General features: G+C 69.9%; 16 protein-coding genes and 1 tRNA gene. 10 read left to right on the top strand and 7 right to left on the bottom strand.

Annotation, left to right across the window (positions count from 1 at the left end):
• Window positions 1-62 precede the first annotated feature (62 nt).
• From KZC52_RS12310 to KZC52_RS12300, 3 genes are all read left to right on the top strand, one after another.
• Window positions 63-641: a hypothetical protein gene (locus KZC52_RS12310; protein WP_247624331.1), complete on the top strand. Its 579-nt coding sequence runs from the start codon at window positions 63-65 to the stop codon at window positions 639-641.
• A gap of 345 nt (window positions 642-986) precedes the next feature.
• Window positions 987-1,913: an NAD(P)/FAD-dependent oxidoreductase gene (locus tag KZC52_RS12305; RefSeq protein WP_247624330.1), complete on the top strand. Its 927-nt coding sequence runs from the start codon at window positions 987-989 to the stop codon at window positions 1,911-1,913.
• Window positions 1,914-1,971: 58 nt separating this feature from the next.
• On the top strand, window positions 1,972-2,628 hold the full coding sequence (locus KZC52_RS12300) for a hypothetical protein (RefSeq protein ID WP_247624329.1): 657 nt from the start codon (window positions 1,972-1,974) through the stop codon (window positions 2,626-2,628).
• Between the two features lie 15 nt (window positions 2,629-2,643).
• Here KZC52_RS12300 and KZC52_RS12295 read toward each other — a convergent pair whose 3' ends face one another.
• Entirely contained in the window at window positions 2,644-3,105 is a 462-nt protein-coding gene (locus KZC52_RS12295; RefSeq protein ID WP_247624328.1) for a DUF3817 domain-containing protein, read from the bottom strand.
• Between the two features lie 85 nt (window positions 3,106-3,190).
• On the opposite strand from KZC52_RS12295, the gene KZC52_RS12290 reads away from it, so the two are divergent.
• Window positions 3,191-4,105, top strand: coding sequence for a helix-turn-helix domain-containing protein (locus tag KZC52_RS12290; protein WP_247624327.1), 915 nt, complete (start codon window positions 3,191-3,193; stop codon window positions 4,103-4,105).
• A gap of 100 nt (window positions 4,106-4,205) precedes the next feature.
• On the opposite strand, the gene KZC52_RS12285 is transcribed toward KZC52_RS12290, so the two are convergent.
• A complete protein-coding gene (locus KZC52_RS12285; protein WP_247624326.1) occupies window positions 4,206-5,396 on the bottom strand; it encodes an MFS transporter in 1,191 nt (396 codons plus the stop codon).
• A gap of 129 nt (window positions 5,397-5,525) precedes the next feature.
• Here KZC52_RS12285 and KZC52_RS12280 point away from each other — a divergent pair, with 129 nt between their 5' ends.
• Window positions 5,526-6,932: an MFS transporter gene (locus KZC52_RS12280; RefSeq protein WP_247624325.1), complete on the top strand. Its 1,407-nt coding sequence runs from the start codon at window positions 5,526-5,528 to the stop codon at window positions 6,930-6,932.
• A 15-nt stretch (window positions 6,933-6,947) separates the two neighbouring features.
• On the opposite strand, the gene KZC52_RS12275 is transcribed toward KZC52_RS12280, so the two are convergent.
• On the bottom strand, window positions 6,948-7,514 hold the full coding sequence (locus KZC52_RS12275) for a MarR family winged helix-turn-helix transcriptional regulator (protein ID WP_247624324.1): 567 nt from the start codon (window positions 7,512-7,514) through the stop codon (window positions 6,948-6,950).
• 107 nt (window positions 7,515-7,621) lie between these two features.
• Here KZC52_RS12275 and KZC52_RS12270 point away from each other — a divergent pair, with 107 nt between their 5' ends.
• Window positions 7,622-8,422, top strand: a complete 801-nt coding sequence (locus KZC52_RS12270; protein WP_247624323.1) for a winged helix DNA-binding protein — start codon at window positions 7,622-7,624, stop codon at window positions 8,420-8,422.
• Between the two features lie 171 nt (window positions 8,423-8,593).
• Here KZC52_RS12270 and KZC52_RS12265 read toward each other — a convergent pair whose 3' ends face one another.
• The 3 genes from KZC52_RS12265 to KZC52_RS12255 all read right to left on the bottom strand — a co-directional run bounded on the left by KZC52_RS12265 (window position 8,594) and on the right by KZC52_RS12255 (window position 10,709).
• A complete protein-coding gene (locus tag KZC52_RS12265) occupies window positions 8,594-9,232 on the bottom strand; it encodes a hypothetical protein (protein WP_247624322.1) in 639 nt (212 codons plus the stop codon).
• A 1-nt stretch (window position 9,233) separates the two neighbouring features.
• A complete protein-coding gene (gene dcd, locus KZC52_RS12260) occupies window positions 9,234-9,839 on the bottom strand; it encodes a dCTP deaminase (RefSeq protein WP_247624321.1) in 606 nt (201 codons plus the stop codon).
• A 192-nt stretch (window positions 9,840-10,031) separates the two neighbouring features.
• Complete coding sequence (locus tag KZC52_RS12255) at window positions 10,032-10,709, bottom strand: GAP family protein (protein ID WP_247624320.1); 678 nt, start codon at window positions 10,707-10,709, stop codon at window positions 10,032-10,034.
• Between the two features lie 103 nt (window positions 10,710-10,812).
• On the opposite strand from KZC52_RS12255, the gene KZC52_RS12250 reads away from it, so the two are divergent.
• The 3 genes from KZC52_RS12250 to KZC52_RS12240 all read left to right on the top strand — a co-directional run bounded on the left by KZC52_RS12250 (window position 10,813) and on the right by KZC52_RS12240 (window position 13,789).
• Window positions 10,813-10,886, top strand: a tRNA-Gly gene (locus KZC52_RS12250).
• 113 nt (window positions 10,887-10,999) lie between these two features.
• Window positions 11,000-12,838, top strand: a complete 1,839-nt coding sequence (locus tag KZC52_RS12245; protein WP_247624319.1) for an AMP-dependent synthetase/ligase — start codon at window positions 11,000-11,002, stop codon at window positions 12,836-12,838.
• 27 nt (window positions 12,839-12,865) lie between these two features.
• Window positions 12,866-13,789, top strand: a complete 924-nt coding sequence (locus KZC52_RS12240; protein ID WP_247624318.1) for a DUF1295 domain-containing protein — start codon at window positions 12,866-12,868, stop codon at window positions 13,787-13,789.
• Window positions 13,790-13,828: 39 nt separating this feature from the next.
• Here the strand turns inward: KZC52_RS12240 and KZC52_RS12235 are convergent, their stop codons facing one another.
• Window positions 13,829-14,323, bottom strand: a complete 495-nt coding sequence (locus tag KZC52_RS12235) for a sigma factor-like helix-turn-helix DNA-binding protein (RefSeq protein WP_247624317.1) — start codon at window positions 14,321-14,323, stop codon at window positions 13,829-13,831.
• A gap of 239 nt (window positions 14,324-14,562) precedes the next feature.
• On the opposite strand from KZC52_RS12235, the gene KZC52_RS12230 reads away from it, so the two are divergent.
• A complete protein-coding gene (locus KZC52_RS12230; protein WP_247624316.1) occupies window positions 14,563-15,921 on the top strand; it encodes an MFS transporter in 1,359 nt (452 codons plus the stop codon).
• Window positions 15,922-15,936 lie beyond the last annotated feature (15 nt).

The raw sequence follows: 15,936 nt of genomic DNA, 5'->3' as shown, positions 1-15,936 counted from the left end.
GTTCCTTGGCAGCTGTGGATAACTTTCCGGCCATCCGCACGCATCCCCCTACGATGTGCGGAATGAACCGCACCGCCATGCCCACTCGAACCGTCGCGGCATCCGTCGCTGCCCTGTCGCTGCTCGCCCTGGCCGGATGCGCACCGGGTCCCTACACCTTCACCTTCGTCGACGGGCAGACGCTCGACGAAGACACGAAGGTGGACTGGAACGACGGTCTTCAGGGCGACACCGAGTGGGAGGAGCAGGAGACGGGCCAGGGCGAAAGCGGTCGGAGTTACCGTCGGATCGCCGACGACTGCATCGCCGGATACTCCGTGACCGACGACATGAACTACGGCACGCCTTTCGCCGAGGATGACGATCTCGACGCCTCGAACGGCGTGATGAACCTCGTCATCGACTTTCAGACCGCGCCGCCGACGACCGGGAAGTTCCCCCTCGAGGGCGACCTCGGGAACTCGGTCGCGATGCGCCAGGTCACGTTCGCGCAGGACGGCGAGTCCGGCGTCTTTGCCGGCCGCTCCTTCGACGTCCCGGGGATCACGGTGATCGCCTTCGCGAGCTGCCCGGACGAGGACGACATCACCGACGCGTTCGGCGCACTCCTCGCGAAGAGCTCGGTCGTCATCACTCCGTGACGCCGTCGGGTCGCCGTCGTCGCCCTGTTCACAACTCCTCCGATATGGCCCGGATGACGCGAATGCGGCACGCAATGGTCCGGAATCACGAGTGTCTGAGGAGTTGCGGACGGCAGGGTCGGCACTGTTTCAGGACGGATGCCGCCCGCACCCCCGGTTTCCACGTGGCAATGTCCTCCGCGCCCTCGGTTTTCCTGAGTTAGGACACCGCCGTGCCCGCACCGCATGGCAGAATCAAAGTAAGGCGAGCCTTACCCGATGCGGCTCGCGGCGGCGTCGCCCGGGCGGCGCAGCCGCATCCCATCCGAGACCGCGTGCGCGACGAACGCAGGTCAGGAGGATGCTGTGGACCACACCGAGTACGACGTGATCATCATCGGCGGCGGCCCCGCCGGGCTCTCGGCCGCCCTCAACCTCGGCCGTTCCCTCGCCCGGGTGCTCGTCGTCGACGCCGACCGGCCGCGCAACGCCGCCACACTCGCCTCGCACGGATTTCTGACGCGCGACGGCATCCCGCCGCACGAGCTGCGCCGGCTCGCCCGCGCGGAGCTCGCGGCATATCCGAACGTCGAGATCCGCTCACGGGTGCGGGTGGTCTCGCTGCGACGGACGGATGCCGGGTTCACCGCCGAGATCGGCCGCCGCGAGCCCGCGGGAACGGCATCCGCCCCGGCGGTGCTGATCGCGACCGGCCTGCGCGAGACGCTCCCCGCGGTGCCGGATCTGCGCGGCTTCTACGGCATGAGCCTGTTCAGCTGCGCCGCCTGCGATGCATGGGAGCTGCAGGGGCGCACGCTCGCCCTGATCGGCGAGACGGCGGACCTCGCCGACCGCGCCCGCCTGATCTCGCGCTGGACCGAGAGCCTCACGGTGTTCACGAACGGAGCCTCGGTCGTGAGCGCGCAGGAGGAGGCCGAACTCGCCGCCGCCGGAGCGGTGGTGCAGCGGCATCCGATCGTCGAGCTCGTCGGCGACCGCGGGCAGCTCGAGGCCGTGCGGCTCGCCGACGGCACCTCCGTCGCGATCGAGGGCGGGTTCGTCCGCCCGGAGTGGGATGCCTCTCTGCCCTTCCTCGACGGCATCGACCCGGCGCGCGACGCCGCGGGCCACCTGCTCACCGATCGCTCCGGGCGCACCGACGTCGCGGGGTTGTACGCGGCGGGCGATGCGGCGGCGCCCGGCCCCCAGCAGTTGATCGTGGCGGCGGGAGCGGGCGCGCGGGTCGCGGCGGTCATCGTGCACGACGGGCTCGGGATCGCGACCTCGCACTGACGCCGCATGGGCAGTCCTGCCCCTGTGCGAGGTGAACGCGAGTGATTAGGCTCCCCGTATGCCCTCGATGCCCCTCCCCCGTCTCGCCGCCGCCCTCGTCGTGACCGCGGCCCTCCTTCCGCTGAGCGGCTGCATCTACGCCCAGATCCCCGCCGACGCGCCCGCAGCGGAGGACACGACCACCCCCGCGCCGGAGGAGACGTCGACCGCCGACGGCATCCCGACCACGCTGTCGTTCGACGACGGTCTCTCCCTCCCGTCGACCGCCTACATCCAGTGGGGCGACGGACTGCTCGTCGACGAGGGGTGGGAGATGGCCTCCCCCGACGACGGGCAGGGCAACTGGAGCTACGCCACGGTCGACGGCTCCTGCACCGCGCACTTCTGGCAGGGCACGATCGGTGCCGACATGCAGGTCGCCGGCGACGACAGCGCCACGTCGGATGCTGTCATCGCCGCCGTCCTCGGAGGATCTCCCGAAGACATCACCCCGAACGCGACGACGGGCGCGTTCAGCTATCAGGTCGGCGGCAACGACGCGGTCGAGAACCGCCAGGTAGTCGGCCAGGACACCGGCCGCACCTGGATCATGGCGGCTCGTGCGTTCAGCGAGGTCGGGGTCGGGCTGTACGTCATCGTCGACTGCACGACCGGCGACCCCGCCGCGGTGCTCGCCGAGATCGCCGACACCAACTCGGTCGTCGTCACGCCCTGAGGGCTGCGGACGCGCTCACTTGCCGCCGGGAGGACCCGCGATCAGCAGGATCACGTAGAGGGCGACGATCGCCACGGCCAGCAGGAGCACGAGCACGACCGGCCGGCGCAGGAACCAGCGCATGAGGCGGTCGTACCAGCGGCGGTCGCGCGGGTCGTCGGTGGCCTCGAGGCGCCAGACTCCCGCGAGGCGGCCGGTGCGGTGCAGCCAGATCTCCATGGGGATCGTCGCGTACGGCACCACGGCGCTCGCGACCGCGAGGATCGCGACCCCGACGTGCCAGCGCTGATTGACGGCGACGAGCAGCGCGGTCGCCCCGTAGGCGAGGAACACGAACCCGTGGATGCCTCCGCCGATCGTCACCACGATGCCCGGGGCGCCGAGGGCGCGGGCGATGATCGCGCCGATCAGGAGGGTCCAGGTGATCGCCTCCGCGATCGCGAGAACTCGGTACAGGCGGTCGGGCGTTCGAAACACGGGACTCCTCGGGTGGGGGTGGTTCCAGGGTATCGGCGGCTCCTATGAGCGGAATAAGGCCGGGCACGACCGCGTTTCCGAAAGCATGACTGTGGATGCGGATGCTCTGGCGCGCGTGCTCGCGAGCGTCGACCTCCGCGTGGGCTTCGCCCGCCGCGTCCCCATCTCCTCGGGCGAGCTGCTGCCGATGATGCCCGACGCCATGACGCTCGTCTACGTCGCCGAGGGCGGGGTGGCGGGGCATCCGCCGCTCCAGGCCGGATGCCGCCTCGACGTCGATCGCTCCTCGCAGGAGGTGTCGGTCGATGCCGGCGCACCGCGCGATCTCCTGGTCTCCGGCGACGCCTTCCTCACACGTGGCGGCTCCCCCTTCGCTCTCGAGGCCGACGGCGACACCACTCTCATCGTGCTCGACATCGAACTCGCCGACGCGGCATCCCCGCTGCTCGCCCTGCTGCCCGATCTCGTGACCGTCACCGGCTTCGACGCTCTCGAACCCGCCGCCGCCACGCTCGCCGCCAGCATGGGACTCGTCGACCCGACGCAGTTCCCGCTCCGGCGCACCGACCCGGTGATCTGCAAGCTCATGGCGACCACCGTGTTCCTGTCGGTGATCCGTGCGTGGGCCGAGAACGGCTGCGCGCCCGCCGGATGGCTGCAGACGTCGAGCGACCCGTTCCTCGACCGCGTGATCGACGCGATCCACGACGAGCCCGGCCGCGACTGGACCGTCGAGCGCCTCGCGAGCGTCGGCGCGATGTCGCGCTCGGCCTTCGCGGAGCGGTTCCGCAGCGCGATCGGACGCTCCCCCGCCGAGTACGTCACCGAGGTGCGCGTCGATCAAGCGAAGCGGATGCTCGACGCCGGGCGGTCGGTCTCCGACATCTCGCGCGCGCTCGGCTACGCCTCCGACGAGGGGTTCAGCCGCGCCTTCCGCCGACGCACCGGCATGACGCCGTCGTCCTGGCGCCTGGCCCACCGCACGCCCGTCTCGGCGTAGCCTCTCGCGCGCGAAAACGGAGACGTCACGGCCGAGGCTCGGCGTGTCCCCCTCGGACACGCCGAGGGAGACTCGACCGGTCTGGGTTTTCGTCCGGGGCTCAGCCGCGTACGCGGTTAGAGAGCCCGAAGAGCACGGCGCCGACGACCAGGAGTGACGCCCCCAGCACGTAGGCGACCTCGACCCCGGCTCCGTCGACGAGGAATCCGCCGAGTCCGGCCGCGAGCATGATGGCACCCTGGAACCCGACGACCACCAGGCTTCCGCCGGCCTCCAGTCGCGACGGCATCCGATGCCCGACCCACGTGTTCACCACGATCAGCCACGAGGCGAAGAAGAAGCCCCACACGAACACGACGACCGCGATGCCGACGACCGAGCCCGAGAGCAGCAGCATCGAGGCGACCGACACGGCGATCACCAGGGGCGCGAGCACGGCGAAGAACGCGAAGGTCTTGTCGATCACGAAACCGATGACGAGGTTGCCGATCAGACCTCCGGCGCCGAACAGCGCGAGCAGCACGACGATGGTCGTGGCATCCGCATCGGGAATGCGCTCGAGCGCGAGCCGCACGTACGTGTAGGCGAGGAAGTGCCCGAGAACGACGAAGACGTGACCGATCAGACCGAGTCCGATACCGGGCTGACGGACCGTATCGACCAGCAGACGGATGCTCGACGCCTGCGCCGCGGGCACCGAGGGCAGCAGTGCGCGCAGGGCGATCGCGAGGAGTCCGGTGGCGACGCCCGCGATCGCGAACACCGTGCGCCAGTCGACGATCTCGGCGAGCATGACGCCGAGCGGCACACCCGCGACGGTTGCGAGCGAGGTGCCGGCGGCAGTGAACATCACGGCGCGGCCGAGGCGCTCGGGGCCCGCGATGCGCGCCGCGACGGTGATCGACATCGACCAGAAGGCGCTGATCGCCGCCCCCAGCAGGAACCGGGCGAGCAGCACGATGATCAGGTTGGGGGCGATCGACACGATGAGGTTCGAGACGGCGGCGGCGAGCGCCATCCACACCAGCAGCGACCGGCGGTCGAGGCGCGGGAAGACGAGCCCGATGGTCGGCGCGACGATGAATCCGACGAGCGCGGTGACCGTCACGGTCTGACCGGCCTGCCCGGGCGTCACGCCGAGCGCGGTGGCCATCTCGGTGAGCACGCCGTTGGGCAGGAACTCCGCCGTCACGAGCAGGAAGCTCATGAGCATGACGACGATGAGCCCGCCGTAGCGCATCCGTCCGGCCGGGGCGGATGCGGTGGTGGGCACGGGGGAGGTGATCGTCATGCCTTCAGCCTGGTGCACACGGATGCAGCGCGCCCGACCGCGCGTCCACGGCATCCGACCGATCGTCCGGGGCCTGCGGCACGGCGCGCCGTCACCGCCCGTTCACCGGGTGCGGCCAGACTTCGACTCATGATCGCACCCGAATCCCAGCCCGGCGTCCCCGAGCCGGTCGCCACGGCGAACAGCGGCGCCGTCGCCGTCATCGGCCTCGAGTTGCGCGGCGAGACACCGGCCCCCAAGAAGCAGGTCTTCTCGTGGGCGCTGTGGGATTGGGCGACGCAGCCCTTCAACACCGTCATCCTGACCTTCGTCTTCACCGCCCTCTATCTCGTGGGCGAGGGGTTCCTGCCCGCCGACATCGCCGCGCTCGACGAGAACGACCCGGTGCGGCTGACGGCCGAGGCCGACCTGACCTCGGGCCTCGGCCTGGGATCGACGATCGCGGCGTTCGGCATCCTGCTGCTCGCGCCCGTGCTGGGCCAGCGAGCGGATGCCGCGGGGCGGCAGAAGCTCTGGTTGGGCATCGGCACCGGCGCCCTCATCCTGTGCATGCTGGGGCTGTGGTTCGTCGAGCCGACGCCGAGCCTGTTCTGGCTGGGCGTCGCGCTGATCTCGGCGGCGACGGTGTTCCAGGAGATCGCGGCGGTCAACTCCAACGCGATGCTCATCGGCATCGCGAACCCGAAGAACGTCGGACGCATCTCGGGTCTCGGCTGGGGCTTCGGATATCTCGGCGGCATCATCGCCCTCGCGATCGTGGTGGCGTTGAATGCGGTCGACTGGTTCGGGATGCCGACCGACAACGGTCTCGTCTACCGCCTGATCGCGGTCGGCTGCGCGGTGTGGGCGATCGTGTTCAGCATCCCGATCTTCCTCAACGTGCCCGAGCCCTCGCTCGGCCGCCCCGAGCGCAAGGTCGGATTCTTCCGCTCCTACGTGCTGCTCGTGAAGGACGTCGCCGGTCTCTACCGCGACCCCGAGACGCGCCCGACGTTCTGGTATCTGCTCTCGAGCGCCGTCTTCCGCGACGGCCTCGGCGGAGTGTTCGCGTTCGGGGCGATCATCGGCACCGCGGTCTTCCGCTTCGAGACCGACGACATCATCATCTTCGGCATCGCCGCGAACCTCATCGCCGGGGTCTCGACGATCCTCGCCGGGCGCCTCGACGACCGCGTCGGCCCGAAGCGCATCATCCTCGTGTCGATCGGCTCGATGATCGTCGCCGGACTCGCGGTCTTCCTGCTGCGCGACGGCGGAGCGATGGTGTTCTGGATCGGCGGACTCATCCTCTGCGCGTTCGTCGGACCGGCGCAGGCCGCCGCGCGTTCGTTCCTCGCCCGGGTCACCCCGGCCGGACGCGAGGGCGAGATCTTCGGCCTCTACGCGACGACCGGCCGCGCGGCGAGCTGGATGGCCTCGGGGGCCTGGACGCTGCTCATCGTGCTGACGGCGCAGACCGCCTTCGGCATCCTGGGCATCATGATCGTGCTGATCCTCGGCTTCCTGCTGCTGCTGCCGGTCAAGGCGCCGCGCTGATCGGAGCCCCGCGGTCTAGCGCTGCCAGTTGTCGGCGAGCTTGTTGAGAAGACGGGCCAGCTCGGTACGCTCCTCGTCGGTGAATGCGGCGAGCGCGCCACTGAGCATCTGACGCCGCTCGCCCCGCACGCCGCGGGCGAGGCTGCGTCCCTCGTCGGTGAGTGCGATGCGCGTGCGACGGGCGTCATCGGGATCGGCTTCGCGCCGCAGGAATCCGTGGTCGACACCCTGTTGCACGAGCCGCGAGGCGCGCGGCTGGTCGACGCCGATCGCCGCGCCGAGCTCGCTCACGCTGAGCGGTGCGGATGCCGCGGCGAGGGCTTCGAGCATCCGCATGCGCGCGGGGCCGCCGAGGCGGCCGGAGGGATCGCCCATCCACGGGGGCATGCCGGGGTGCCCGTGGCCGAAGGGTCCCCCGCGCTCTCCGCCGCGCGGTCCGCCGTGCCAGCCGTGCGGACCGCCGTGACCGTGATCGTGGGGCCCGCGGTCAGCGCGGTCGCCGCGGTCGCCAGGTCGACGTCCGCGCAGACGGGACAGGGCCTGGGCGATCGCTTCGGCGGGGTCGATCTCTTCGGTGCTCACACATCGATTTTACATGCGACTTGACATGCATTCATATCGCATGTCACACTACATGTACATGCACAATGACATACACGTGCACCCTGACATGCAAAAGGACGCAACCCATGAACACCTCTGAACAGAACCCCGAGAACACCGCCCGCCCCTTCGGCTACTGGCTGAAGGCCGTCGACCGCCTCATGGCGGCCGAGTTCGCCTCCGCCTTCGACCGCGAGGGCGATGAGGTCGGTCGCCGTGACTGGCGCCTCCTCAACGTCGTCGATGGCACGATGCCGGCGCGACGCCCCCTCAACGAGCACAAGCTGCACCGCCTCGTCGAGCGCGGCTGGGTCATCGCCAACGGCGACGGCTGGACGCTCACCGACGACGGACGCGCAGCGAAGGACCGCCTCGGCGCGATCGTCGACGGCATCCGCGCGAAGGTCATGGGAGCCGTCTCCGAAGACGAGCTCGCCACCACCCTCGCCTCGCTCGAGAAGATCGCCCGCGCCTTCGGGTGGGACGAGGAGACTCCTCTCCCCCGGTCGCGCCGCCACAGCTTCGGCCCCCACGGACGCTTCGGAAAGCACGCCGGCCCGCGGCACGGCTTCGGCCGCCGTCACGGTTTCGGCCCCGGCTTCGGTCCGGGTCGCGGCTTCGGCCCCGGTCGCGGCTTCGGACCGGAGCACGGCTTCGGACCGGATGCCGACGGCGAGCGCGACTTCGGACCCCGTCACGGCTTCGGCCCCGGTCGTGGCTTCGGCCACGACGCGGACTGCGGCCGCGGCTCCCACGGCGAGCGCGGGCACGGTCCGCACGCCCACGGTGACCACCGCGGGCACGGTCCGCACCGCGCCGCTCGCCTGGCGCAGCACGCCTACGAGCGCGGCTTCGACGCCGGCTTCAGCCGCGGACACGACGCCTGACCCGAGTCACCCCATCGAGAGAGGGGCGGATGCTTCGGCATCCGCCCCTCTTCTCGTCGTGCCCCTGTACCCAACTCAGGAAAAACGGCGCTCACACCGTCGAATCGGCCGAAACGGCGCCGGTTCTCGGCATTCGTCCTGAGTTAGTGCCACGCTCCCCGTTCACACCGCTCAGATCGGCAGAGCGTCGGAGCCGGACACCGGCGCCGCGGCCACGAGGGTGCTCGATCCGTGGGCGGACGAGGCATCGTCGAAGCCCGGGATGTTCAGGGTCGTGCTCGTCGCGAGGTAGATGACGAGGGCGATCGCGCCCGCGAGCAGCAGCACGAGAATGCTGAAGATCGCGACGGTCCAGGCCCGGTAACCGCCGGATGCCGGAACCTCGGGTGCCACGAATGCCGGGTCGGGTTCGGGCGCGGTCGACGGGGCGTCGAGAACGACGGCGGGCACCGATGCGGGCGGGGTACGACGACGCAGCGATGCGGATGCCGGAGCACCCGCGGCATCTCCGTCGAACGCCGGCGGCGGAGGGACCACAGCGTCACCGGTCGTTCCCTCGAAAGCGGGAGGCGGCGGCACGATGTCGTCGGTGGACGCCGACAACGGTGGAACCGAACCGGTCAGCGGACCGTCGAACGCGGGCGGCGGGGGCACGACGAGGTCGGCCCGATTGTCGTCGAAGACCGGGGGCGGCGGCACGACCGCGGCGGCCGCGGCATCGTCGAAGACGGGAGGCGGCGGGACGACGGCATCCGCCTCGCCGTTCTCGCGCTTGTCGGAGTCGGGCGGGGTGGTGCTGTCGCTGGTCATGTCAGCCTCCGAGGGCTCCGACGTCTGTGACGCCGACGTCTGTGCGATGGAAATTCTGGAAGGAACGGGATGCCGTCGGCCCCCGCTGTCCCTGGTACCGATTGCCGTAGGGGCCGGAGCCGTAGGGGTTCTCGGCGGGCGAGGTCAGGCGGAAGAAGCAGAGCTGCCCGATCTTCATGCCCGGCCACAGCTTGATCGGCAGCGTCGCGACGTTGGCGAGTTCGAGCGTGACGTGTCCGGTGAAACCCGGGTCGATGAACCCGGCGGTGGAGTGGGTGATGAGGCCGAGGCGTCCGAGCGACGACTTGCCCTCGAGGCGGGCGGCGACGTCGTCGGCCAGGCTGACCTGCTCGAACGTCGCTCCGAGCGCGAACTCGCCCGGGTGCAGGATGAACGGCTCGTCGGGGTCGACCTCGATCAGCCGGGTGAGCTCGGGCTGATCGACCGAGGGATCGATGAAGGGGTACTTGTGGTTGTCGAACAGCCGGAAGTACCGGTCGAGCCGCACGTCGACGCTCGACGGCTGCACCATCGCCGGGTCGTGCGGCGAGAGCCCGATCTTGCCGGAAGCGAGTTCTGCCCTGATGTCGCGATCGCTGAGAAGCACGGGTTCAGCCTAGTTGCCGCATGGTTCGTGCTCACGAAGTATGCCCGTATTCGACGACCGAAACGGGAATCTCGACCGTCTGGACTTATGACGCGCTCCCCCGGGTGCGTCGAGGCCAACCCGAGAGGTGCGCCTCCGGCGTCAGCCGGGGGGGTGCGCCTCTCGGGTTGAAACGACGACGCCCAGCATCCGCTACGGCCAGAGGATGCCGATGCCGCTGCCGACCGCCGAGAAGCCGAGCACCAGGAACAGCACGCACATGATGGTGTTGTTCTCTCGGCTGAGCCAGACGTGCAGCGCCGCGAGCGGTGCACGCAGGCGGTCGGCGGCGATCGCGTAGGCGACGACGGGGACGAGCACGGTGGATGCCGCGATCACCGAGAACACAAGCAGCGGGAGGAGCAGCTCGGTGCCCTCGAGGTCGGAGACGCCGAGGTCGATCGCCACGCTGAGGCTGAAGATGTAGGTCTTGGGATTCACGGCCGAGAGGAAGAGGCCGAACCGCAGCGCCGCGGCGAAGTCGAACGCGTCGACCTTCTGCATCCATCCCGGCAGCTTCGGCTCTTCCCCGGGCTTCGGGCGCTTGCGCCACTGACCGATGGCGAGCGCCACGAGCAGCACACCGACCACCAGCTTGGCGAGGCCCGCCGCAACTCCGGGTTCAGAATCGTCGCGGTCGGGCAGGAACGTCGACAGCGCCGTGAGCACGCCGATCACCACCAGGATGCCGACGACCCACCCGATCAGGAAACCGAGGCTGCTCTTGCGCGCCTTCGGGCTCAGCAGGGTGAGGATGACGACGATGATCGGCAGCGGACTGATCGCGATGCCGAGCGCGAACGGGAGAAGCTCCCCGATGACACTGCCCATACCGACATCATGGCGCGGATCCGACGAGCCGCGTGAGCGCTTTGGTCGCGGGCCGGGCGGCAGGTAGGCTGGCGTCACCCCGTTCCGCGAGGATGCGGGGTTCGGGGCTGTAGTTCAATGGTAGAACTTCTGCTTCCCAAGCAGACAGCGCGGGTTCGATTCCCGTCAGCCCCTCCACTCGAACCCCCGGGACACACCCGGGGGTTTTTCCTTCCCATCCGAATTCCCACCGGCTCCGAACAGCACCCATTGGGCGGCTCTGGCGCGCCCACAGACCGAGAGGAGCCCCGATGATCGAGTCGTCGACCCCACCCCTCGCCGCCCTCGACGGCTACCGCAACGTCACCGACCTGCTGGTCCGGCGTGAGGCCACCGCCCCCGATCACGTCGCCTTCGAGGTCGACCGGGACGGCGGCTGGCAGCCGGTCACCACCCGGGAGTTCGCGAACGAGGTACGGGCCCTCGCGAAGGGGTTCATCGCCTGCGGCATCCGCACCGGCGATCCGATCGCGATCATGGCGCCGACGCGCTACGAGTGGGCCGTCGCCGATCTCGCCGCCTGGTTCGCCGGCGCCGTCGTCGTGCCGATCTACGAGACGTCGTCGCCCTCGCAGGTGAACGCGATCGTCGCCGACGCCGGCGTGCGCCTGGCGATCGGCGGCACCACGGCGCACGCCGAGCTCCTTCAGGCGGCTCTCGCGCACGCCGACGCTCCGACGCTCGGCGCGTGGACGATGGATGCTGACGACAACCCCGGAGCCGCGGCATCCGGAACCCTCGACGACCTCGTCGCGCGGGGCTCCGACATCGCCGACGACGCAGTCGAGGCACGCCGAACGCACGCCACGCAGGACGACCCCGCGACCATCGTCTACACCTCGGGAACCACGGGCGAGCCCAAGGGCGTCGTGCTCACGCATCGGAACTTCCTCGGCCAGGTGCTCAACATCGCCGCCGCGTACCGCGAGATCGTGAACGAGAACGGCAACACCGTCATCTTCCTGCCGCTCGCCCACGTGCTGGCCCGCGGACTCCAGCTGATCTGCCTGGCCAGCGGCATGCGCATCGCGCACCTCTCCGACCCGTCCACGGTGGTGTCGACCCTCGACACGCTGCGCCCGACGTTCCTGGTCGTCGTGCCGCGCGTGCTGGAGAAGATCCAGGCGGCCGCGGCCACGAAGGCTGCGGACAAGGGCCTGAGTCGTGTCTGGGCGAAGGCTCACGAGACGGCCGTCGCCTGGGGCCGCCGCGCCGAGCGGATCGACGCGCGTCGGAGAATCCCGAACCGCCGCGGGCTCCGTCTGCGCCACCGCTTCTTCGACGCCCTCTTCTACCGCCGCCTCCGCACCGTGATGGGCGGGCGGGTCGGCTACATCCTCTCGGGCGGAGCCGCGCTCGACCCCGAGCTCTCGCTCTTCTTCCGCGGCCTCGGCGTGCCCGTCATCGAGGGGTACGGGCTGACCGAGACGACGGCGCCGCTCACCGGCAACCTGCCGGGTCTCATCGCCTCGGGCAGCGTCGGCACGCCCCTGCCCGGGCTCACCGTGCGCATCAGCGACGAGGGCGAGGTCCTCGCCCGCGGTGTCGGCGTCTTCGACGGGTACCGCAATCCGGCGCACGACGCGGATGCCTTCATCGACGGGTTCTTCCGCACCGGCGACCTCGGGCGACTCGACGACCAGGGCCGACTGTTCCTGGAGGGCCGGCTCAAAGACGTGATCGTCACCTCGAACGGCAAGACCGTCGTGCCGACCCGCTGGGAGAGCACGGTCGAAGCCGATCCGCTGGTCTCGCACGCGGTGATGGTCGGCGAGGGAAAGCCCTACCTGTCGGCGCTGCTGCTCCTCGATCCCGAGCAGACGCGGGCCTGGGCCTCCGCCGAAGGCATCGCGCTCCCCTCGGGTCCGATCGACGACATCCGCACGGTCGCCGATCCAGCGCTGCGCGCCCACCTGCAGCGCGCCGTCGACGCCGCCAACGCACTCGTGGCGCACAGCGAGCAGGTGCGCCGCTTCAGCGTCGTGCTGGCCGACCTCGACGACCGCGAACTCGTCACCCCCACCATGAAGCTCAAGCGGAACGTCGTGCTCGATCGCGCCGCCGTCACCGTCAACGACCTCTACCTCTGAAACCCCCTGAGAAACGGAAAGAACGCCATGTCGTCGCCGACGCCCACGAACACCCGCTCCTCCCGCACCTCGCTCATCGCGATCGTCGCCGCCCTCGTCATCGGCGGGCTCGTCGCACTCGCCGGCAGTCAGAACGGCGCATCCGTCGGCGGCATCCCCCTGTTCGCTCTCGCGGTCGCGGCGGCGTTCGTCATCCAGATCCTCGCTTTCATCCCCGCATTCCTCCTGCGCACCGAGCGCTTCTTCGACCTCACCGGCAGCGCTACCTTCTTCGTGATCTCCGTGGTTCTCGTGCTGCTGACGCCGATGCCCGACGCGCGCAGCTGGATCCTCGCGGGCATGGTGATGCTGTGGGCCGCGCGCCTCGGCTCGTTCCTCGCCATGCGCGTGCACAAGGCGGGATCGGACGGCCGATTCGACGAGATCAAGGGCTCGCCACTGCGCTTCCTGCAGGTGTGGGTGATCCAGGGCGCATGGGTGTCGTTGACGGCGGCGGCCGCGTGGATCGCGATCAGCACGGATGCCGCGGCCCGGCCGCCCCTCGGATGGCTGAGCATCGTCGGGGTCGTCGTGTGGGCTCTCGGCATGGTGGTCGAGATCGTCGCCGACGCCCAGAAGTCGGCGTTCCGGAAGGACCCGCGCAATCGGGACGAGTTCATCCGCACCGGCCTGTGGTCGCGGTCGCGCCACCCCAACTACTTCGGCGAGATCGTGATCTGGGTGGGAGTCTTCATCACCGCGGCGCCCGTGCTCACCGGGTGGCAGTGGGTCGCCGTGCTCTCGCCGCTGTTCGTGATCCTGCTGCTCACGCGGGTGAGCGGCATCCCGCTGCTCGAGGCTCGCGCCGAGAAGAAGTGGGGCGATCGCGCCGACTACATCGCCTACCGCGACAGCACGCCGGTGCTGGTGCCGCGTCTCACGCGGCCCCGGGTGAGCGAGACGGCGCGGTAACGAGTCCCTCGTCGGTCGGTCGGTCGGTCCGGGAGACCGTCAGCTGGCGAGGTCGGCGATGCGCTCGGGGCCGGACTCGCCCCGAATGTTCGTGAGCGCGGCGCGCGTCAGCGCGCGAACGATCGCGAGGGTCGTGCCGGTCACCGATGCGATCTCGACCTGGGAGAGACCGAAGTAGTGTGCGAGCGCGAGGCATCGGCGCTGCTCGTCCGGCAATGGGCGCCAGGCCCCCGGAGCGCGCCGGCCCACCGACTCCGCGTAGGCGATCTCCGAGATCCACCCGATCACGGACCCCCGCGTCGAAGCGCCCTCGTGCGCGCGACGCCATATCTCGAGGTATGTCGCCTGAAGGGCGTCGTCGCTGACCGTCGGGTCGTCGACGACGTCACGGATGAGACGCAGAACCGGTACGCAGGTGAGGTCGTACACCTGCGCGATGGCCTCCTGATCCCCGCCTGCCGCAGCCTCTACGAGCTTCCGCAGCAGCGCCTCGTCATGTCCCGCGGGGACCTCGACCACGACTGCGGCATCCATGCTCCGATGGTTCCACCCCGGCGCGATCTCCCGGGAGCCATTGAACGCACGACTGAAAGCTGCTATCACCGAGCGGCCGCGCTGGACGCCGCGCATGTGCGGTGCACTCATTTCGAGCGTCCGACCCTGTGTCCTGGGCACATGAAGACCTGTGGACGATCTGTCTAGCCTGAGTGAGGTTCGCGCGCCCACCGACGGACGTCGGCGCGCGGACCTCCACCTCGACACACAGGAGTGCCATGGACATCGACATCGCCGACGACATCGATCGCCCCGGACTGGACCCCCGCGCACAACGCCGACGGGCCGTCATCGGAAGCTCGGTCGGAACCATCATCGAGTGGTACGACTTCACCCTCTACGGACTCGCATCGGCTCTGGTCTTCGCGCCGCTGTTCTTCCCGGGCGGCGGCGACTTCGCCGGGCTGCTGGGTGCATTCGCGACGTTCGCCGTCGGCTTCGGCGCCCGCCCGATCGGCGGCCTCGTGTTCGCGCACTTCGGAGACCGGATCGGCCGCAAGGGCACCCTCCTGGCCACGCTCCTCATGATGGGCATCGCGACGACCCTCATCGGCCTGCTGCCGACCGCCGAGACCATCGGCATCTGGGCACCCATCCTGTTGATCGTCCTGCGCCTCTTCCAGGGCGCCGGCGCGGGTGCGGAGTTCGCCGGCGCGATGACGATGGCGAGCGAGTCGTCCGACACGCGCAACCGCGCCTTCATCGCGGGTTTCCCCGGAGCATCCGTCTACGTGGGCATGGCACTCGCCACCGCCACCTTCGCCCTCATCAGCCTGCTGCCGGTCGAGCAGTTCCAGGCGTGGGGATGGCGCATCCCGTTCATCGCGAGCATCGTGATCGTGGCGTTCGCACTGTACTTCCGCCTGCGCGTCAAGGAGACCGCGGCGTTCGAGGCCGCCGAGCGCGATGGCGAGGTGACGCGTGCGCCGCTGGTCACGGCGGTGCGCTCGCACTGGCGCACCCTGCTCGCCGGCATGGCGCTGTTCGTGTTCGCCCTGCCCTGGGTCTACGTCGTGCAGACGTTCTCGATCTCGTACACGACCGGCACGCTCTCGGTGAACCCCACGCACGCTCTCATCGGCCTCATCGTCGCGGAGTTGCTCACCATCCCCGCCACCCTCGGGTTCGGGCGTCTCGCCGACCGCATCGGCCGCAAGCCCGTGCTGATCGGCGCGGCGATCTTCGCGATCGCCTTCGCGTTCCCGATGTTCATGCTCTTCCAGACCGAGAACTCGGTGCTGGTCGCGCTCGGCCTGATCCTCGGTCTGGCGATCGTGCAGGGGGCGACGATCGGCGTGTCCGCGGCGATGCTGGCGGAGCTCTTCCCCACCCGCATGCGCTGGAGCGGCATCGCGATCTCGCGCGAGATCCCGGCCGCCCTCGTCGGCGGCACCGCCCCGCTGGTCGCCACCGCGCTCGTCCGCCTCTCCGAGGGTGCTCCCTGGCTGGTCGCCGGCTACCTCGTCGGCCTGAGCGTCATCGGACTGATCGGCATCTCCGTGCTGCCCGAGACGCTGCACCGGGCGGATGCCGCTGCTCCGGTCGACACGGCCGACGAGTCGGTCTCCACGAGATGAGGTCTGCGAGGAGAG

The sequence above is a fragment of the Microbacterium galbinum genome, from assembly GCF_023091225.1.
In the GTDB taxonomy this organism is placed as follows: Bacteria; Actinomycetota; Actinomycetes; order Actinomycetales; family Microbacteriaceae; genus Microbacterium; species Microbacterium galbinum.
The sequence above is the reverse complement of the archived record's forward strand: the minus strand, read 5'-3'. Positions and strand labels throughout refer to the sequence as shown.